The following is a 16,139-nucleotide window of genomic DNA, read 5'->3' as shown; positions in this document are numbered from 1 at the left end:
GCAACGCCTACGCCCTGATGCTCAACACGGGTGTCAGCGCACTGCTCGGCCTGAGCTTCTGGCTGCTCGCGGCGCGTTACTACACGCCCGCCGCGGTCGGTCAGGGGTCGGCGGCGATCGCCGCGATGAAGCTGCTCGCCGGGCTCGCCGCGCTCACTCTGACCGGGGCCCTGGCACGGTTCATCCCGGTGTCCGGGCGCCGCACCGGGCGGCTGGTGTTCCGTACGTACGCGGGGAGTTCCCTGGCCGTCGCGGTGGCGGCCGGGTTCTTCCTGCTCACGCTCGACTTCTGGGGGCCTTCGTACAAGTTCCTGCACGGGCCGCTCAACGGTCTCGGCTTCATCCTCGCGGTGGTCATGTGGTCGCTGCTGACGCTCCAGGACGGGGTGCTGACGGGGCTGCGCAGCGCACTGTGGGTGCCGGTTGGCAACACCGTCTTCTCGGCGGTGAAGCTGGTACTGCTGGTGCTGATCGCCACGTCGATCCCAACCGCGGGCGTCTTCGTGTCGTGGGTGGCGGCGATCGCGGTGTCGGTGATCCCGCTGGGCTTCCTGGTGTTCCGCAAGCTGGTGCCCCGGCACGTGAAGGCGACCGAGGGGCTGGCCGAGCCGCCGACGATGCGGCAGATGGGGCGGTTCCTGGCCGGTGACTACACCGGTTCGCTGTTCTCGCTGGCCGTGGTCTACCTGGTGCCGGTGATCGTCGCCTCGCAGGTCAGCTCGTCGGACAACGCGTACTTCTACATCACCACCACCATCGGCGGCACCGTCAACCTGCTCGCCATCAACATGGGCGCCTCGCTCACCGTCGAGGGCGCGCACGACCCGGCGTCGCTGGCCCGCAACTGCCGGGCGTCGCTGAAGAAGATGGCGAAGCTGATGGTGCCGGTGGCGGCCGTCCTCTTCTTCGGGGCGCCGTACATCCTGCATGTCTTCGGCGCGGGATACGCGGAGGCGGCCACTGCGCTGCTGCGCTGGTTCGCGGTCGGCGCGCTGCTGCGGGTGATCATCGAGGTGTACTTCGCGGTGCTGCGGGCACAGAGCCGCACCGGTGGACTCGCCTATCTCCAGGGCGGGTTGTGCGTCCTGGTGCTCGGGCTGACGCTGCTCCTGCTGCCCCGGCTGGGGCTGACGGGGGCGGGCGTCGCCGAGGTGTCGAGCCTCGCGGTGGTCGCGACGGTCGCGGCCTTCAAGCTGTACGGGGTGGTCAGGTCGGCTCCGGCCCAGAAGGCTCCCGCACGGACGGAGCCCGGCCCCGAGGACGTACCGGACGAGGCGCAGGAGAAGGCGGAGGCGGAGGAGAAGGCACATGCCGGGCCCCGGGAGGAGGTCGCCGCCGCCGTGGAGGCGCCCCGCGAGAGCCCGCGCTGGGCGTTGCGGACGGCGCTGGGCGACGCACGGACGCTGCCGCTGGGCACCCACGCCGACTTCGACCACCAGGAGCGCAGACCGGACGTACGGATCGGCCCGGAGACTCCGGCGGCCGGGCTGTACATCCCCCGGGGGCCCTCCGGAGTCGTACCGGACATGAAGAAGCCGGAGGAAGGGAAGCCGGGGGCCGACGAGAGCGCCGACGAGGGCGGGGAGCATCGGCCGACCTGGGCGCTGCGGCTGCCCGCACCGCCTCCCGGGCGCTTCGCCAAGTCCCATGCACCGCACGGTACTTCGGACGCCGAGAGGACCGCGTCGACCTCGTCGACCCCGCTCGCCCTACCGTCCGCCGAGGAGAGTGCGGAGCCCGCCCGTCCGGTGGACGGAGCCGGTAACGAGACGGGCGGTGACGGGACGGGCGGTGACGAGACGGGCGAGGGCACCGCTCCCCCGCCGCACCGCGTCCTGCTCGTGCTCCGCAGCCGTGTGCCCGAACTGGCCCTGGGCGCACTGCTGTTGGCCGCCGTACTGCTGTACTGGATCCCGGTGCGGTCCATCGACGAGGCGGACCTGGAGCAGATCGGCGGGCTCGGGCTGGTCACCGTACTGCCCCTCGCCACGCTGATCGGTGCCGTGCTGCTCGTGGTGTCGTTCGCGTCGATGCTGTGGCTGGAGCGGCCGAGGACCGCTCTCCTCGCCGTGGCGCTGATCGCGACCGTGGTGTCGCTGCACGCACTGCCCGCCGTCCTGGAGGAGGCGCCGCGCTTCCCGACGGCCTGGCAGCACCTGGGCTTCATGGACTACATCGACCGCACCGGGACCTCCGTACCGGATCTGGACGCCCGGTGGAGCTGGCCCGGATTCTTCGCGGCGGCGACGTTCGTGGCGCAGGCGTGCGGAATCTCCGACATGTCGGAGGTCATCCGCTGGTGGCCGCTGACCATGCAACTCCTGTACCTGGCACCGCTGTTCCTTCTGATGAAGTCGATGCGGGCGAGCTGGCGGGCGAAGTGGGCGGGTGTCTGGTTCTTCGTGCTGAGCGGCTGGGTCGGCCAGGACTACTTCTCGCCGCAGGGCTACACCTACCTCCTCTATCTCGCCTTCGTGGCGATCCTGCTGGTGTGGTTCCGCGAGCCGCGCGTCATCTGGACGAAGCGGCGGCCCGGCGAGGCGGAGGTGCGGCCTGCCGGGCGGCGCGAGAAGGCGACGCTGTTGGTGGTGCTGATCGCCCTGTTCGCGGGGACGGTCCCGGCGCACCAGCTGACCCCGTTCGTGATGGTCGGGGTGCTGGCGCTGCTGGTGATGTCCGGGCGGTCCACGCTGCGCGGACTGCCGATCCTGCTCACCGTGCTGGTCGCGGTGTGGATCGGCTTCTTCGCCGAGCCGTACTGGTCCGGGCACTTCGAGGAACTCTTCGGCGGGATCGGCGGGCTGGGCGACAACGTGTCCTCGTCGGTGGCCGGCCGCATCGAGGGCGGCAGCTCCACGCACAAGCTGGTGCTTTACGTACGGGTGGCGATGGCCGGCGGTGTGATGGCGCTGGCCTGCTGGGGATGGTCGCGGCGCCGGTTCGCGGGCTACAGCGAACGCTCGCTGCTTGTCCTCGCGTTCGTGCCGTTCGTCATGCTCGGCATGCAGTCGTACGGCGGCGAGATGGCGCTGCGCGTCTTCATGTTCGCGCTGCCGGGCGCGGCCCTCCTCGCGGGCCTGGCCTTCTTCCCCCGTACCGGCGCCACCCGGGCCGAACGGGACGCGGACCGCACCAGCCTCGCCCCGCTCGCCGCACTGCTGGCCGGGCTCGTCCTGATGGGCGGCTTCCTGGTCGCGCGCTGGGGCAACGAGGCGTTCGAGCGGGTACGGGCGGGCGAGGTCGCGGCGATGGAGTACGTGTACGCGCACGACGAGCCGACGACGCGGCTGCTGTGGATGAGCAGCGACATCCTCGAAAACGTCACGCCCGCGATGCCGTGGGGCGCCAAGGACATGGAGAAGGTGCAGTACGAACCGACGGCGGCGCCGCGCGACCCGGTGCTGGTGGCCTCTCTCGTCAAGTCGCTGAAGGACGCGGGCCCGAACTCGTACCTGATGATCAACCGCAGTCAGACGGTCTACCTCCAGATGGACTCGGGCTACGCGGCGAGCTGGGAGCGGCGGCTGGTCCAGAATTTGACCGCCAGGCCCGAGCTGAAGAAGGTACTGACCAACCCGGACGTGACGCTCTTCGCGCTGGCCAAGCAGCCGGACGGGCCGGTCGCGAAGGCGGAACCGGGGCCGATCGGGCCGCGGGTGACGTGGACGCCGTGGTCGGTGATCGGCGCGCTGGCGGCGCTGGCACTGATCGTGCTGCTGGCGGTGCGGGAGGTGGTGCGGGTGGCAGGGCCGGAGAGCGTGCGCAAGCTCCGGTGGATGCAGTCGACGTACTGGTTCTCGCTGCCACTGCTGGCGGTGCTGCTGGGGGCGTTGGTGGAGCGGCTGGTGTCGCTGTCGGGGGTGGGGGGCTGACTGTCGGGCGGCGTTTCAGCCGGCGCGGGTGAGCCAGCGGACCTCGTAGGGGTTCATGTCGAAGTTCTGGCCGTCGACCTGGGCCTTGATGGGGCGGTCGAGGGTGTTCACGACGAGGACGGTCTTCTCGTCGGCGAGGACCCGGACGTTGGGGACGTCGTCGGCGGCGACCGGGACCTTGTCGTCGTAGCGGGTGCCGGGCGGGAACTCCTTCGCGAACCGGGAGATCAGCTTCAGCATGCTCAACCCGGCTCCGCCGTTGGCGAGTTGCGTGGGCTTCCAGAGGCAGCCCGCGCACTTCGCGCCTTCGTTCTGCGGGTTCCAGTAGAAGGCGGTGCCGGTGCCGCCGCGTACCAGGGCGATCATGCCGGCGGCCTGGACGGCGGTGCGGCGCGGTTCGCTCCAGCCGTCGCGTTCGTCCTCGGCGTCGCCGGGCTCCACGTAGTACTCCGCCCACCAGAGGGGCAGCTTGCCGCCGGTCTGCTGCCGCACCCAGCGGCTGACGGCGGTGAACTTGTCGGTGGCGCCGAAGTCGGACGGCAGCAGTTCGTCGTCCTTGGTGTAGCTGGAGCCGTCGACGACGGCGAAGTCCGCGCCCGTCTTGTTCTTGTTCCAGTACGTGAAGGCGTCGAGGGAGCGCTGGTCGAGGCTGCCCCAGGGGCCCTTGACGGCGGAGGCGTCCTCGGTGGCGCGGGGTTCGAGGCTGTCCATGACCAGGTAGGGGCCGCCGACGAGGATGTCCTTGCTGACGCTTTTCAGCTCGGCGTACACCAGGTTGTAGAGCTTGGTGTAGCCCTCGTAGTCCCAGCGTCTGGCGCTGTCGTTGAAGAAGCCCTTGAACTCGTTCCACACGATGAAGTGCTTGACGTCCGGGTAGCGGCGGGCGACGACGCCGGCGAGCTTCGCGAAGTCGGCGTAGTGCGCGGCGTTGGGCGCGGTCTCCAGGGCCTGCTTGGACCAGTTGGTGTTGGCGGCGCCCGGCTTTCCGCCCTTCATCCAGTCGGGGGCGCAGCACAGGGTGACCACGGGGGTGCCGCCCGTCCTGCGGATCAGGTCGATGCGGCTGTCCATCTCACCGAACTGGTAGCGGCCCGGGGAGGGTTCGGGGTTGTTGGAGCCCCAGCCCATCAGGTGCTGGATCTGCGGAAGCGGCTGGGCGGCGAGGACCTTCTCGGCCCTGGCACGGGCGCCCGCGTCACCCGCGTCGGCACTGAACTGGGTGTGCGTGAAGCCCCAGCCGAGCTCCGGCTTCGGCTTGTCGGGGAGGGGCGGCGGGGTGCCGTGCACCTTGGCGCCGTCCGTGGAAGTGCCCGCGCTGTCGCCTCTGCCGTCGTCGCCCGGCCAGGCGGTGCACATGGTCAGTACGAGCGCGAGTGCGGCCATGCCCACGCCGATCAGCGCGGTGAACCGCCACCGCCGCGCCCCCGAGTCCCACCCATGACGTCCCATCATTTTTCAGAGTAACGGCGGTGGTGGGGATTCCGGTGGGCTTGTCTGGATCTGGCCGGGACGGGGAGGGAGGGGGGTCTCCAGCATTGGCTCACAGCGGGCGAAATCCCTGCGCGGGGCGGCCGGGTGCCGGATCATGTGCGGCATGTCTGCGAACCGCGAGTCCGCGAGTGCTGCGTCTGTGTACGTGGATTCCGTACGCCCGGAACCGGAGGGCCCCGTGCGTCCGGAACCGGTGGGCTCCCTGCGTCCGGAGTCTGCCCTTCCCATTCGTCTGAACGTCGACGACTCCGACTCTCCGTCGGACGTGGTGGACGCGTTGTTCCTGGGCCGGTTCGCGACGGGCGAGCAGCCGTACTCGCACAGCTCGTCCATCGACCGGGTGCGGTCGGGGGCCGAGCTGCTGCCGCCCGGCGCGACGGTGCTGCGCGCGGCCAGGGACGACGACCGCAGCGCGATGCTCGCCGAGGGCGACGGCTGGACGCTGCTGGTGTCGCGCTGGAACCGGGGCGCGGACGTGACCGTGACGGCCACCTCGCCCGAACTGGCCGAGAAGGTACTGGGCGAGGCGACCGACGGCGCGCAGGACGAGCCGGAGCCGCAGCCGGAAGCGGTCACGATGGGCTTCTGGTACGTGTCCCCGAGGCGCGGCCCGCACCGTACGACCCGGCAGATCTCGGCCGGGACGTGGGAGGAGGTGCGCGGCAACTACACCGCCCCGGTGGCGGATGCGATGGACCGGCTGATGAAGGTGACGCCGGACGACATCGCGGGCCGGCTGCTGTTGCTGCACGGGCCGCCGGGGACGGGGAAGACGTCCGCGCTGCGGACACTGGCGAGGTCGTGGCGGGACTGGTGCCAGGTGGACTGCGTACTCGATCCGGAGCGGCTCTTCAACGACGTCGGCTATCTGATGGACATCGCGATCGGCGAGGACGAGGGGACCGCCGGCAAGTCCCGGTGGCGGCTGCTCCTGCTGGAGGACTGCGACGAACTGATCCGCGGCGAGGCGAAGCACACGGCGGGCCAGGCGCTCTCCCGGCTGCTGAACCTGACCGACGGCCTGCTCGGGCAGGGGCGGAACGTCCTGGTGGGCGTCACCACGAACGAGGACCTGGAGCGGTTGCATCCGGCGGTGGTGCGGCCGGGGCGGTGCCTGGCGCGGATCGAGGTGGGGTCGCTCTCGCGGCGCGAGGCGGTGGGGTGGCTCGGCACGGAGGAAGGGGTCGGCCGGGAAGGCGCCACCTTGGCAGAGCTGTACGCCCTGCGCCGGGGAGTCTCCCCCACGTCCGTACCGGGGGCCCGAACGGGAGACGCGGACGCGGGCCTGTACCTGTGAGCGGGCGGGGCGGCTGCCTGGCCCCCAGCCCCTTTGGGCGGCGGACCCCCGGGGCGGGGCCGGTTGCATCGTGCGGGTGCGTCGTGGCTGATCGCGCCCGCGCGGCGGAGCCGCATATCAACACAGCCCCGCGCCCCTAAATGCCTGCCCCTTACCCCCTAGCCTCCTTGGGCAGCGGGGCCGCCCCCCGGGGGCGGGACGGGTGGGCAAGGGGGCGGCCCCCACGCGGAGCCCCGTCCTCCGACCGCACGCGCCCCACACCCGCCCCGCTCAGTCTGCATACGCAGCCCGGAGCGCCTCTTCCACCGCCTCCACCGCCGCCGCCCGGCTCAGCCCAAGCCGTCGAGCGCGTTCGGCATAGTCGCGCGCCGCCACCGCCGCCTCCCTCTCCGCCGCGTCCCCCGCCGCCGCCACGAACGTCCCGTTCCGCCCCCGCGTCTCGATCACTCCGTCCGCCTCCAGCGCCCGGTACGCCTTGGCGACCGTGTTCGCCGCGAGGCCCAGGTCGGCGGCCAGGCCCCGGACCGTCGGCAGTTTGTAGCCCACCGGCAACGCCCCGGAGCGGGCCTGCTCCGAGACCTGTGCGCGGAGTTGCTCGTACGGGGCGATGGCGTCGTCGAAGTCCACGACGATCTTCAGAGTCACGGTCACGCGAAGGATTGTCCCCCACCGCCGAAAAAGAAGAGGCGCCCACACCGCCCCCTTGCGTACCGTCGCCACCGATGACAGTGATCATTCGTGACTTCCGGCCCGAGCCCTCCGACATCGCTTCCATGGTGCAGCTGCGGCGGGCGACCCTCCCCTACAACCTGACCACCGCCGCGAGCGTCGCGGCCAACGTGGCGTCCGCTCCCGCCGAGGCGAAGAACTGCTTCCTGGTGGCGGAGGACTCCGCGACCGGCGAGATCGTGGGCGCGTTGCAGGCCCGGCTGCACCACCTGAGCTCCGAGCCCGGCCACGCCTCCTGCATCCCCGTCGTCCTCCCCGGCCGCCGCGGACAGGGCATCGGTTCCGCACTGAGGCGGGCGGGCGAGGAGCACGTGAGCGCGCACGGAGCGACCACCCTGCACGCCTGGGCGCTGGACGCCCGGTCCGCCGCCTACGCGGAGAAGCTCGGCTACGCCCCGGCGCACTCCATGCACTATCAGCGCCTCGACCTCGTGGGCCGCGCGCTGCCACAACCGCCGCCGCTGCCCGCCGGGTTGACGCTGATCAGCGCCGCCCGGCTCGGGGACGACCCGCGCCCGCTGTACGGCGCGGACGCCGAGGCCACGCAGGACGAGCCGAACTCGGTGCCGGTGGCCTTGGAGCCGTACGAGGAGTGGCTGGTGAGCGTCTGGAACAGGCCTCTGCTGGACCGCGAACTCACCACCCTGGCCGTGACCGACGACGGCACGGTCGCCGCCTTCACCCTCGCCGAGACGGACGGTGAAACGCGCTACAGCTCCGGCATGACCGGCACCCGCCGGGACTTCCGGGGTCTCGGCCTGGCGAAGGCCGCCAAGCACGACTCGCTGAGCCGGGCCCGCGCGGCGGGCTACCGCGAGGCGTTCACCAGCAACGACGACGTCAACGCGCCGATGCTGGCCATCAACAAGTGGTTCGGTTACGAGCACGGCAACACGGAGGTCGAATATGTCCGCACCCTCGGCTGAAACGCCGAACCCGGCGGCGACGGCGGCGACAGCGGCGGCGACAGCGGATTCGGTCGCGACCGCGGAAATCACCCTCACCAAGGCGGGCAGCCTCAAGATCCGCTACCCCGCGACCCTGCTCTTTGACGACGGCACCCACCTCACCGTGCGGGCCGACTGGGCGCGGGAGACGGTGAAGGACTTCGGGTTCGTGCAGTTCGCGCCGGGCGACGTCTTCGTCGAGCACTACTGGCGGGACCGGTGGTACGCGGTCAAGGAGGTCCGCTCGGCGGACGGCACCCTCAAGGGCTGGTACTGCGACGTGGCCCGCCCCGCCGTAGTGCGCACGGAAGGACCGGTGACGACCGTGGAGGTCGAGGACCTGGACCTCGACCTGTGGCGGTCGGCCGACGGGGCGAGCGTACTGCGGCTGGACGAGGACGAGTTCACCGAGAGCGGCCTCGCGGACCGCGACCCCGAGGCGGCGGCCGAGGCCGTCCGCACCCTGGACGCACTCGAACTCGCCGCCCGCACGGGCGAGTTCACCGACCTCCTGGTCAGCCGCTAGCACCCACGTCGTTGCGTGGCGCCCCGTCGCCGACCGGCGGCAGGTCGCCCCGCTCGACGGGCGGGCCGCTCCGGCCGGCAGGCTGATCGCCCCGCTCGACGACCGCGCCGCCCTCCGACCTCGCTTCCGGCAGCACGGCGTCCATCTCCTCCGGGCTCGCGTGGTGGGCCTTCTCGGCGGCCGCCTTGACCGTCGCCCGGTCCGCGCCCCCGGAGCCGGTGAGCCGCACCACGTGCCCGCCCTCGGCGCGCTGGTAGGCGCTCTCGCCACCGGCGGAGCTGTACCAGTTGTCGCCCTCCTTGGTGCAGCCGGCGCAGCCATCGGCGGGCAGTGTGCCGCGGTCCACGGAGAGCTGGATCTGCCCGCCGCCGGAGGAGGAGACGTACGTACCGGAGAAGCCGTCGTCACCGATGACGCCCACCGACTGCGCGGCCAGCGTGAACCCGGGTATCTCGGTGACGTAGACGTGCTCCAGCGCGGACTCCCCCGCGCGCTTCTTCAGCCCGCTCTGGTCGATGTCCTTGGACGCGCCGAACGTTTCCGTCCCGCACCCGGCCAGCAGCAGCGGAAGCAGCAGCACCGCGGACATCCTCCGCACCCCATGTCTCATGGAGCCCATCCAACCGCACCCCCGTTCCCCGCCTCGGGCCCTTCCGCCACGATCTCGACCTCGTATCCGTTTCGATCCTCCAGGTATGCCGCAGGGTGACCCTTCCCGCCCGCGTACGGATGGCGGTCCGCGAAGAGCAGGGTCCAGCCGTGCTCCGGGGCCGACTCCACCAGTGCGTCCAGGGCCGCCCGGTCGCGGGCCCGGAGGGCTAGGTGGTTGAGGCCGGGAGCCCGGCGTTCGTGCGCGGCGCCGATCAGGGCGGGGGACTGCTCCAGCACCACGTACGTACGGCCGAGGCGCCAGCTCCTGCCGTCGGCCCAGTGCTGGTACGGGGCGTACCCCAGTGCGCCGAGCAGCCAGCCCCAGCTCCCCTGCGCGGCGACCAGGTCCGGCACCCACAGCTCGATGTGGTGCACCGAGCCTGAGGTCCCGGACTCGCGGAGCGCCACCTTCCGGTCGCGTGCGCCTTCCTCGTACGCGACCGGATCGCCGTCCTCGTGCCAGTGCAGGACGAACCGCTCCCCCGCCCGGTATGCCTCCAGGCCCGCCCGGCAGTACGCCACCATGTCGTCCGGCAGCGCGGACAGGGGGTGCCAGGACAGTCCTGAGCACTTGTCGGGCTCGCGGTTGGCGGGCGGGTCGGCCGGGTCGTACCGCGCTTCGAAGAACCAGCCCGTGCGTGGCTGCCCGCCGGAGCCGCGGTGCTGCATGACCAGGGCCACGGACAGGTCCTCGGGGTTGAGCGTGATGCCGATTTCCTCCGCAGCTTCGCGGATCATCGCCGACCGCACGTCCTCGCCGTCCTCCACGTGCCCGGACGGGCCGTTCAACAGGCCGTCCGCATAACCCGTGTTGACGCGGCGGGCGAGCAGCACGTCCGCGCCCCGGCGCAGGATCAGGTGGACGTCGACCACCTCGGTGTGCCGGGACGGGGGCGCGGAATGCCGGTTTTCGAGCTTCATGCCCCGATGGTGGCATCCGCCACTGACAACGGCCGCTCACCAGGCATTTCCTGCCGCTTCTTACACACCACCAGTTCAGGAACGAGCGTCAGCAGTCCGAGGGCCGCCAGCACCGCTCCCAGCCACAAGGGCGAGCGCAGTCCCCAGGCGCCGATCGTCAGACCTCCGACGGAGGAGCCGATGATGATGCCGAGCGTGATGAAGGACGAGTGGACGGTGTTCACGAACGGGCGGGCGTTCGCGGTGCGTTGCACGCGGGTGATCATCGCGGGGTTCATGGTGACCCCGACCAGCCCGATGCCCAGCATGAACACCACGGCGGGGAGCGGCAGTTCGGCCAGGAGCGCGAAGCCGGTGAGGAAGAGGAGGTTCAGGGCGAGGCCGGTGGCCAGGACCGGCAGTGCGTACCGGTCGGCGAGGCGGCCGACGATGTGGTTGCCGACGACGGTGGCGGCTCCGTACGCGACGAGCAGCAGCGGGACCGTGCCGGCGGAGAAGCCGGTGACCTCGGTGAGGATCGGGTTGAAGTAGCTGAAGGCGGAGAACGTCGCACCGATGATGAGGGTGCTGGTGGAGAGCACCAGCCAGAAGCGGCGGTCCCGGAACACCCGGAGTTCCTGGCGGATGTCGCCGCCGTCCTCGGCCCGCCCCAGCTTCGGCACGCCGACGGCGGTGGCGCCCGCGGCCAGCACGGTCAGGCCGGTGATGGTCCAGAAGGCCGCCCGCCAGCCCAGCCGCTCGCCGACCAGCGTGGACAGCGGCAGTCCGAGCAGGGTGCCGAGCATCAGCCCGTTGAGGGCCATGGCGGTGGCGCGGGCCCGCAGTTCGGGGCGGGCGAGCTGTGCGCACAGCGAGAGGGAGACGCCGAAGAAGGCGGCGGACGCGGTGCCGGTGACGAGGCGGGCGGCGAGCATGACGGCGTAGTCGACGGCGGTGGCGGCGGCGACGTTGCCCACGAGGAAGACGGCGAAGAGCACCATCAGCGCCTTCTTCTGCGGCAGTTTGACGACGGTCATGGTCAGGACGGGCCCGCCGACCGCCATGGCCACCGCGAACGCGGTGATGAGATAGCCGATCTGCGGAATGGTGACATCCAGGCCGTCCGCCATCTGCGGCATCAGCCCGGCGACGACGAACTCACTGGTCACCATGGCGAAGATGCCCATGGCGAGGACGTATATGGCGAGTGGCACAGCAGGTTGCCCTTCTCGGACTTGTTTTGGATAGATCAGTACAGAATGAAGGCAGAAGAAAGCGCCGTACACGGCACGGCACGGCACGGCACGGCACGGAAGACGTAAGCAGAGCGCTGCCGGCCGCGCAGGAATCAGCGCGTCAGCGCATCCAGGGCCGTCTCCGCGACCGCCTCCAGCGTCGCCCGGTCCGCGCCGCCCTGGGCGGAGACCCGCATGCCGCCGATGACGGCGTTGAGGAAGCGGGCGAGCGAGTCCGCGCCCCGTTCGGAGGTGATGGACCCGTCCCTGCGCCCCGCCTCCAGGGCGGCCCGCAGGGCGCCCAGCCGGCGGGCGAGGTCGCGTGCGAGGAGTGCGGCCACCTCGGGTTCGTCGTAACGCGCCAGCTCCACCGTGGTGTTGACGGTCAGACAGCCGATACTGCGGCCGTTCCCCCTGACCTCGAACTCTCCGTCGACGACCAGGGCGAACAGCGCCCTGATGCGGTCGGCCCCCGACATCGAGGCGTCCGCCAGCAGGGTTTCCTGCCGGTCGGTCATCATGGCGGCGTACCGTCCGAGCGCCCGCCGGAAGAGGTCGCGCTTGCTCGCGAAGGTGTTGTAGATGCTGCTCCGCCCCAGACCGGTGGCCTCGCACAGGTCCTGGGTCGACGTCGCCTCGTACCCCTTGGCCCAGAAGGCATGCATCGCCGCTTCCAGGGCCCGCCCCTCGTCGAACATTCTCGGTCGCGCCATACGCACGACCGTAACACAGGTTATGGACCGACCTGTTCAATACTCTTGCGGTAGTGGAAGCGGTCGTAGATTCCCTCGTCGAGGCGCCGTTCGACCAGCTCGTAGCCGTAGCGGGGGTAGATCTTCTGGTTCTCCCACATCATCGCGTTCGTGTAGAGCCTGATCTCGGGGAGACCCAGCTCCCGTGCGTACGCGTCGACGTAGGCGAGCAGTTCCCGGCCGACCCCCTTCCCCGCCATGTCCGGGTGGACCGCGATCGAGTCGAGGAAGAGGTGGTCGGGCTCGGGGACGAGCACCAGCACGCCGTGCACCGGCTCGCCGACGACGAACACCCGCCCCGCCGCGACGTTCTCCCCGTGGTCGGCCAGCATCGGGGCGGGCGCGAGGCCGATCCGTTCGATGTAGTGCTGGTACGCCGCGTCGGTCACGGCTTTCACGGCGGGGACGTCGTCCGCGGCGGCGGGACGGATGGTGTTCGTCTCGTTCATTCCCGTACGTTACGACGCCGCTCCGCGCCGCAGAAAGGGCAGCTTCCGCAGCAGTGGACGCAGCAGCGGCCACGTCAGGAGCAGCACGACGATCGCGTACACGGCGATCGAGAAGGGCGTGTTGACCAGGCCGCTCACGCTGCCGTCGCTGATCTGCAGGGCGCGCCGCAGCTGCTGTTCGGCGGCCGGGCCGAGGATCACTCCGATCACCGCGGGCAGCACGGGCAGACCGTAGCGCCGCATCCCGAAGCCGAGCAGGCCGATGATCAGCAGCACCACCAGGTCCAGTGCCTCGCCGCCGACCGCGTACGCGCCGACGGAGGCGAAGAAGAGGATGCCCGCGTAGAGGTACGGGCGCGGGATGCGCAGCAGCTTCGCCCAGAGCGGGGCGAGCGGGAGGTTGAGCGCGAGGAGCAGCACCATGCCGACGAAGAGGGACGCGATGAGGCCCCAGACCAGCTCGGGTTCGCGCTCGAACAGGAGCGGGCCCGGCTGGATTCCGTACTGCTGGAAGGCGGCCAGCATGACGGCGGCGACGGCAGTGGTGGGCAGTCCGAGGGTGAGCATCGAGACGAGGGTTCCGGCGGCCGAGGCGGAGGCGGCGGACTCCGGGCCCGCGACGCCCTCGATGGCGCCCTTGCCGAACTCGTCCTTGTGCTTCGAGAGCCGCTTCTCCGTCACGTACGAGAGGAACGTGGGGATCTCCGCGCCGCCGGCCGGGATCGCGCCGAACGGGAAGCCGATGAGCGGGCCACGCAGCCAGGACTTCCAGGTGCGCCTGACGTCTGCCTTGCCGAGCCACGGGCGGCCGACCGGGATGGCCTCCGCACCGCCCCTGCGGAGGTGGGCGGCGACCCACAGGGCTTCGCCGATCGCGAAGAGGCCGACCGCGACGATCACGACGTCCACGCCGTCGGCGAGTTCGAGCGAGCCGAAGGTGAGCCGGGACTGGCCGGTCATCTGGTCGAGGCCGACGAGCCCGATGGTGAGGCCGATGAGGAGCGAGGCGAGGCCCCGGATGCGGGAGGAGCCGAGGACGGAGGTGACCGCGATGAAGGCGAGCACCATGATGGCGAAGTAGTCGGGTGCGCCGATGTCGACGGCGAGCGCGGCGACGGCCGGGGCGAGGACGACCAGCAGGATCGTGCCGATCATGCCGCCCGCGAAGTGGCCGATGGCCGCGGCGGCGAGTGCCTGCGCACCGCGTCCCGCCTTCGCCATCGGGTGGCCTTCCATCGCGGCGACCACGGCGGCGCTCTCGCCGGGGGTGTTGAGCAGGATCGAGGTCGTCGAGCCGCCGAACATCGCCCCGTAGTAGATGCCCGCGAACATGATGAACGCGCCGGTCGGCTGCAGCCCGTACGTCACGGGCAGCAGCAGCGCGACGGCCATGGCGGGGCCGATGCCGGGGAGGACGCCGATGGCGGTGCCGAGGAGGACGCCGATGGCGGCCCAGAGGAGGTTGATCGGGGTGAGGGCGGTTCCGAAACCGTCCATCAAGGAGTTCAGGGAGTCCATGGTGGTTACAGCACTCCCATCAGGGGGCCGCCGGGGAGCGGGACGCCCAGCAGGTTGTTGAAGACGAAGTAGGTGAAGAGGGAGAGGCCGGCCGCGATCAGCGGGTCCCGGGCGTAGTGGCGGCTGCCGAGTGCGTACGCGGAGCCCCAGAAGAGCAGGGCGCCGGATACCGGGAAGCCGATCGGACCGATCAGGACGGCGTTGCCGAGGAAGACTCCGGCGAGGAGGAGGACCGTGCGCCAGTCGCTGGGCTCGGACAGGTCGACGTCCTCACCGCCCTCGGCCTCGCCGCGTCCGCCGCGCAGGACGTCCACGGCGAGGAGTACGGCGACGAGCAGCAGCGCGCCGCCGACGACGATCGGCACGGTGGTCGGGCCGACCGGGCCGCGCTGGGCGATCTCGACGTGCATGGTGAGGGCGTCGGTGAGGACGAGGAGGCCGATCACGAACAGCAGGACGCTGACGCCGAGTTCGGAGTGCTCGCGCAGCCAGGCCATTCGTTCGGACTTACTTTCGGGGACCGCCGGACTATTCACCGGACCCCCCGAGAGACCAGTAGGCTGCCCGCTGTGCGTCGCGAGAACCAAGCGCGTACACCGTGCTGGTCGAGAGCCAAGACAGCACGTGCACCTCCAAGCGTTGCTGTATCAAACCGGGCTGGTGTCAACCCGGCTGGCGTTGATCGTGGAAGTCCTGTCGGGTCGCTGACCCCGCAGGCGGCGTGAGCCAGAAATCCCTCTGTTCCGGCCGGGGGAGGATTCAAAGCCCGAGCTCCTTCAGGACGGAGTCCACACGCTTGTCCTCACGGTCGAGGAAGTCACCGAACTTCTCCCCCGTGAGGAAGGCGTCGTCCCAGCCGTTCTTCTTCATCGAGTCCTTCCACTCCTTCGAGGCGTGCAGCTTCTCGAAGAGCTGGACGAGCTTGGTGCGTTCGGCGTCGGTGATTCCCGGCGGGGCGACGACTCCTCGCCAGTTGGTGAACTCGGTGTCGAGGCCGGACTCGCGGAGGGTGGGGGCGTCGAGTCCTGGGACCCGCTCGGGGCCGGTGACGGCGAGGAGCCGGAGCTCGCCGGCCTTGATCTGGTCCAGGTACTCGCCGACTCCGGAGACGCCGAAGGCGACCTTGTTTCCGAGGATGGAGGCGAGGAGTTCGCCGCCGCCGTCGAACGGGACATAGTTGACGTCCTTCGGCTTGATCCCGGCGGCGCGCGCCATCAGCATCGGTGCGAGGTGGTCGGGGCCGCCCGGCGCGGAACCGCCGCCGACGGGGACCTTCGCGGGGTTCGCCTTCCACGCGGCGACGAGGTCGTTGATGTTCTTGTACGGGGAGTCCTTGCCGACCACCACGATGTCCTGCTCCTCGGTGAGCCGGGCGATGGGGGTGGTGTCGGCGAGGGTCTTGGGGGCCTTGTTGGTGTGGACGGCGCCGACGACACCGAGGCCCATGGACATGGCGACCTTGCCGTTGCCGTGGTCGGCGGCGAGCCGGGCGAGGCCGACGGTGCCGCCCGCGCCGGGCAGGTTGAACACCTCGATGCCGCTGGTGAGAGCGGCCTCCTCGGCGTTCTTGGCGGCGGTGCGCGCGGTGATGTCGTACCCGCCGCCGGGGGTGTTGGGGACCATGAAGCGCAGGCCGGGGATCTGGGTGCCGGTGTCGGAGCCGCTGCCCGTGGTGAGCAGCGGCGGCCCCACGAACACCAGGAGTGCCGCCCCGGTCAGGGCGAGGGGGATGCGCAATCGCACGGGCGCCGCCTTTCGATCGTGTTTCGCGG

General features: G+C 70.8%; 13 protein-coding genes and 1 pseudogene. 4 read left to right on the top strand and 10 right to left on the bottom strand.

The genetic code is table 11. The annotated features are described in order from the left end of the window. The first annotated feature begins 17 nt into the window (after positions 1 to 17). On the top strand, positions 18 to 3,872 hold the full coding sequence (locus AB0D18_RS28525; RefSeq protein WP_362424717.1) for a lipopolysaccharide biosynthesis protein: 3,855 nt from the start codon (positions 18 to 20) through the stop codon (positions 3,870 to 3,872). A gap of 15 nt (positions 3,873 to 3,887) precedes the next feature. Here the strand turns inward: AB0D18_RS28525 and AB0D18_RS28520 are convergent, their stop codons facing one another. Further along, positions 3,888 to 5,321 carry a xylan 1,4-beta-xylosidase gene (locus AB0D18_RS28520; RefSeq protein WP_362424714.1) on the bottom strand — a complete coding sequence of 478 codons (1,434 nt, stop codon included), beginning with the start codon at positions 5,319 to 5,321 and terminating at the stop codon, positions 3,888 to 3,890. A 244-nt stretch (positions 5,322 to 5,565) separates the two neighbouring features. On the opposite strand from AB0D18_RS28520, the gene AB0D18_RS28515 reads away from it, so the two are divergent. Continuing rightward, complete coding sequence (locus AB0D18_RS28515; protein WP_362424711.1) at positions 5,566 to 6,660, top strand: DUF5925 domain-containing protein; 1,095 nt, start codon at positions 5,566 to 5,568, stop codon at positions 6,658 to 6,660. Positions 6,661 to 6,930: 270 nt separating this feature from the next. Here the strand turns inward: AB0D18_RS28515 and AB0D18_RS28510 are convergent, their stop codons facing one another. Beyond that, the gene (locus AB0D18_RS28510) at positions 6,931 to 7,305 is read right to left on the bottom strand and encodes a GntR family transcriptional regulator (RefSeq protein ID WP_362424708.1); all 375 of its coding nucleotides are present in this window, start codon (positions 7,303 to 7,305) and stop codon (positions 6,931 to 6,933) included. A 77-nt stretch (positions 7,306 to 7,382) separates the two neighbouring features. On the opposite strand from AB0D18_RS28510, the gene AB0D18_RS28505 reads away from it, so the two are divergent. After that, the gene (locus tag AB0D18_RS28505) at positions 7,383 to 8,315 is read left to right on the top strand and encodes a GNAT family N-acetyltransferase (RefSeq protein ID WP_362424506.1); all 933 of its coding nucleotides are present in this window, start codon (positions 7,383 to 7,385) and stop codon (positions 8,313 to 8,315) included. After that, positions 8,296 to 8,862 carry a DUF402 domain-containing protein gene (locus AB0D18_RS28500; RefSeq protein ID WP_362424503.1) on the top strand — a complete coding sequence of 189 codons (567 nt, stop codon included), beginning with the start codon at positions 8,296 to 8,298 and terminating at the stop codon, positions 8,860 to 8,862. Before AB0D18_RS28505 ends, AB0D18_RS28500 begins: the two co-directional genes overlap by 20 nt. Here AB0D18_RS28500 and AB0D18_RS28495 read toward each other — a convergent pair. From AB0D18_RS28495 to AB0D18_RS28460, 8 genes and pseudogenes are all read right to left on the bottom strand, one after another. Then, the gene (locus AB0D18_RS28495; protein WP_362424500.1) at positions 8,852 to 9,451 is read right to left on the bottom strand and encodes a hypothetical protein; all 600 of its coding nucleotides are present in this window, start codon (positions 9,449 to 9,451) and stop codon (positions 8,852 to 8,854) included. The genes AB0D18_RS28500 and AB0D18_RS28495 overlap by 11 nt on opposite strands. 17 nt (positions 9,452 to 9,468) lie before the next feature. Continuing rightward, a pseudogene (locus AB0D18_RS28490) lies at positions 9,469 to 10,407 on the bottom strand (VOC family protein); the annotation flags it as partial. Between the two features lie 23 nt (positions 10,408 to 10,430). After that, positions 10,431 to 11,627: an MFS transporter gene (locus AB0D18_RS28485; protein WP_362424497.1), complete on the bottom strand. Its 1,197-nt coding sequence runs from the start codon at positions 11,625 to 11,627 to the stop codon at positions 10,431 to 10,433. A gap of 134 nt (positions 11,628 to 11,761) precedes the next feature. Beyond that, positions 11,762 to 12,361 (bottom strand): helix-turn-helix domain-containing protein, encoded by a 600-nt coding sequence (locus tag AB0D18_RS28480; protein ID WP_362424494.1) that lies wholly within the window; start codon positions 12,359 to 12,361, stop codon positions 11,762 to 11,764. A gap of 20 nt (positions 12,362 to 12,381) precedes the next feature. Further along, entirely contained in the window at positions 12,382 to 12,849 is a 468-nt protein-coding gene (locus AB0D18_RS28475; protein ID WP_362424491.1) for a GNAT family N-acetyltransferase, read from the bottom strand. A gap of 9 nt (positions 12,850 to 12,858) precedes the next feature. Next, positions 12,859 to 14,367 carry a tripartite tricarboxylate transporter permease gene (locus tag AB0D18_RS28470; protein WP_362424488.1) on the bottom strand — a complete coding sequence of 503 codons (1,509 nt, stop codon included), beginning with the start codon at positions 14,365 to 14,367 and terminating at the stop codon, positions 12,859 to 12,861. Positions 14,368 to 14,372: 5 nt separating this feature from the next. Continuing rightward, positions 14,373 to 14,864, bottom strand: a complete 492-nt coding sequence (locus AB0D18_RS28465; protein WP_362424485.1) for a tripartite tricarboxylate transporter TctB family protein — start codon at positions 14,862 to 14,864, stop codon at positions 14,373 to 14,375. A gap of 262 nt (positions 14,865 to 15,126) precedes the next feature. After that, entirely contained in the window at positions 15,127 to 16,110 is a 984-nt protein-coding gene (locus AB0D18_RS28460; RefSeq protein ID WP_362424482.1) for a tripartite tricarboxylate transporter substrate binding protein, read from the bottom strand. Positions 16,111 to 16,139 lie beyond the last annotated feature (29 nt).

Source organism: Streptomyces sp. NPDC048442, from assembly GCF_040651475.1.
GTDB lineage: Bacteria > Actinomycetota > Actinomycetes > Streptomycetales > Streptomycetaceae > Streptomyces.
The sequence above is the reverse complement of the archived record's forward strand: the minus strand, read 5'-3'. Positions and strand labels throughout refer to the sequence as shown.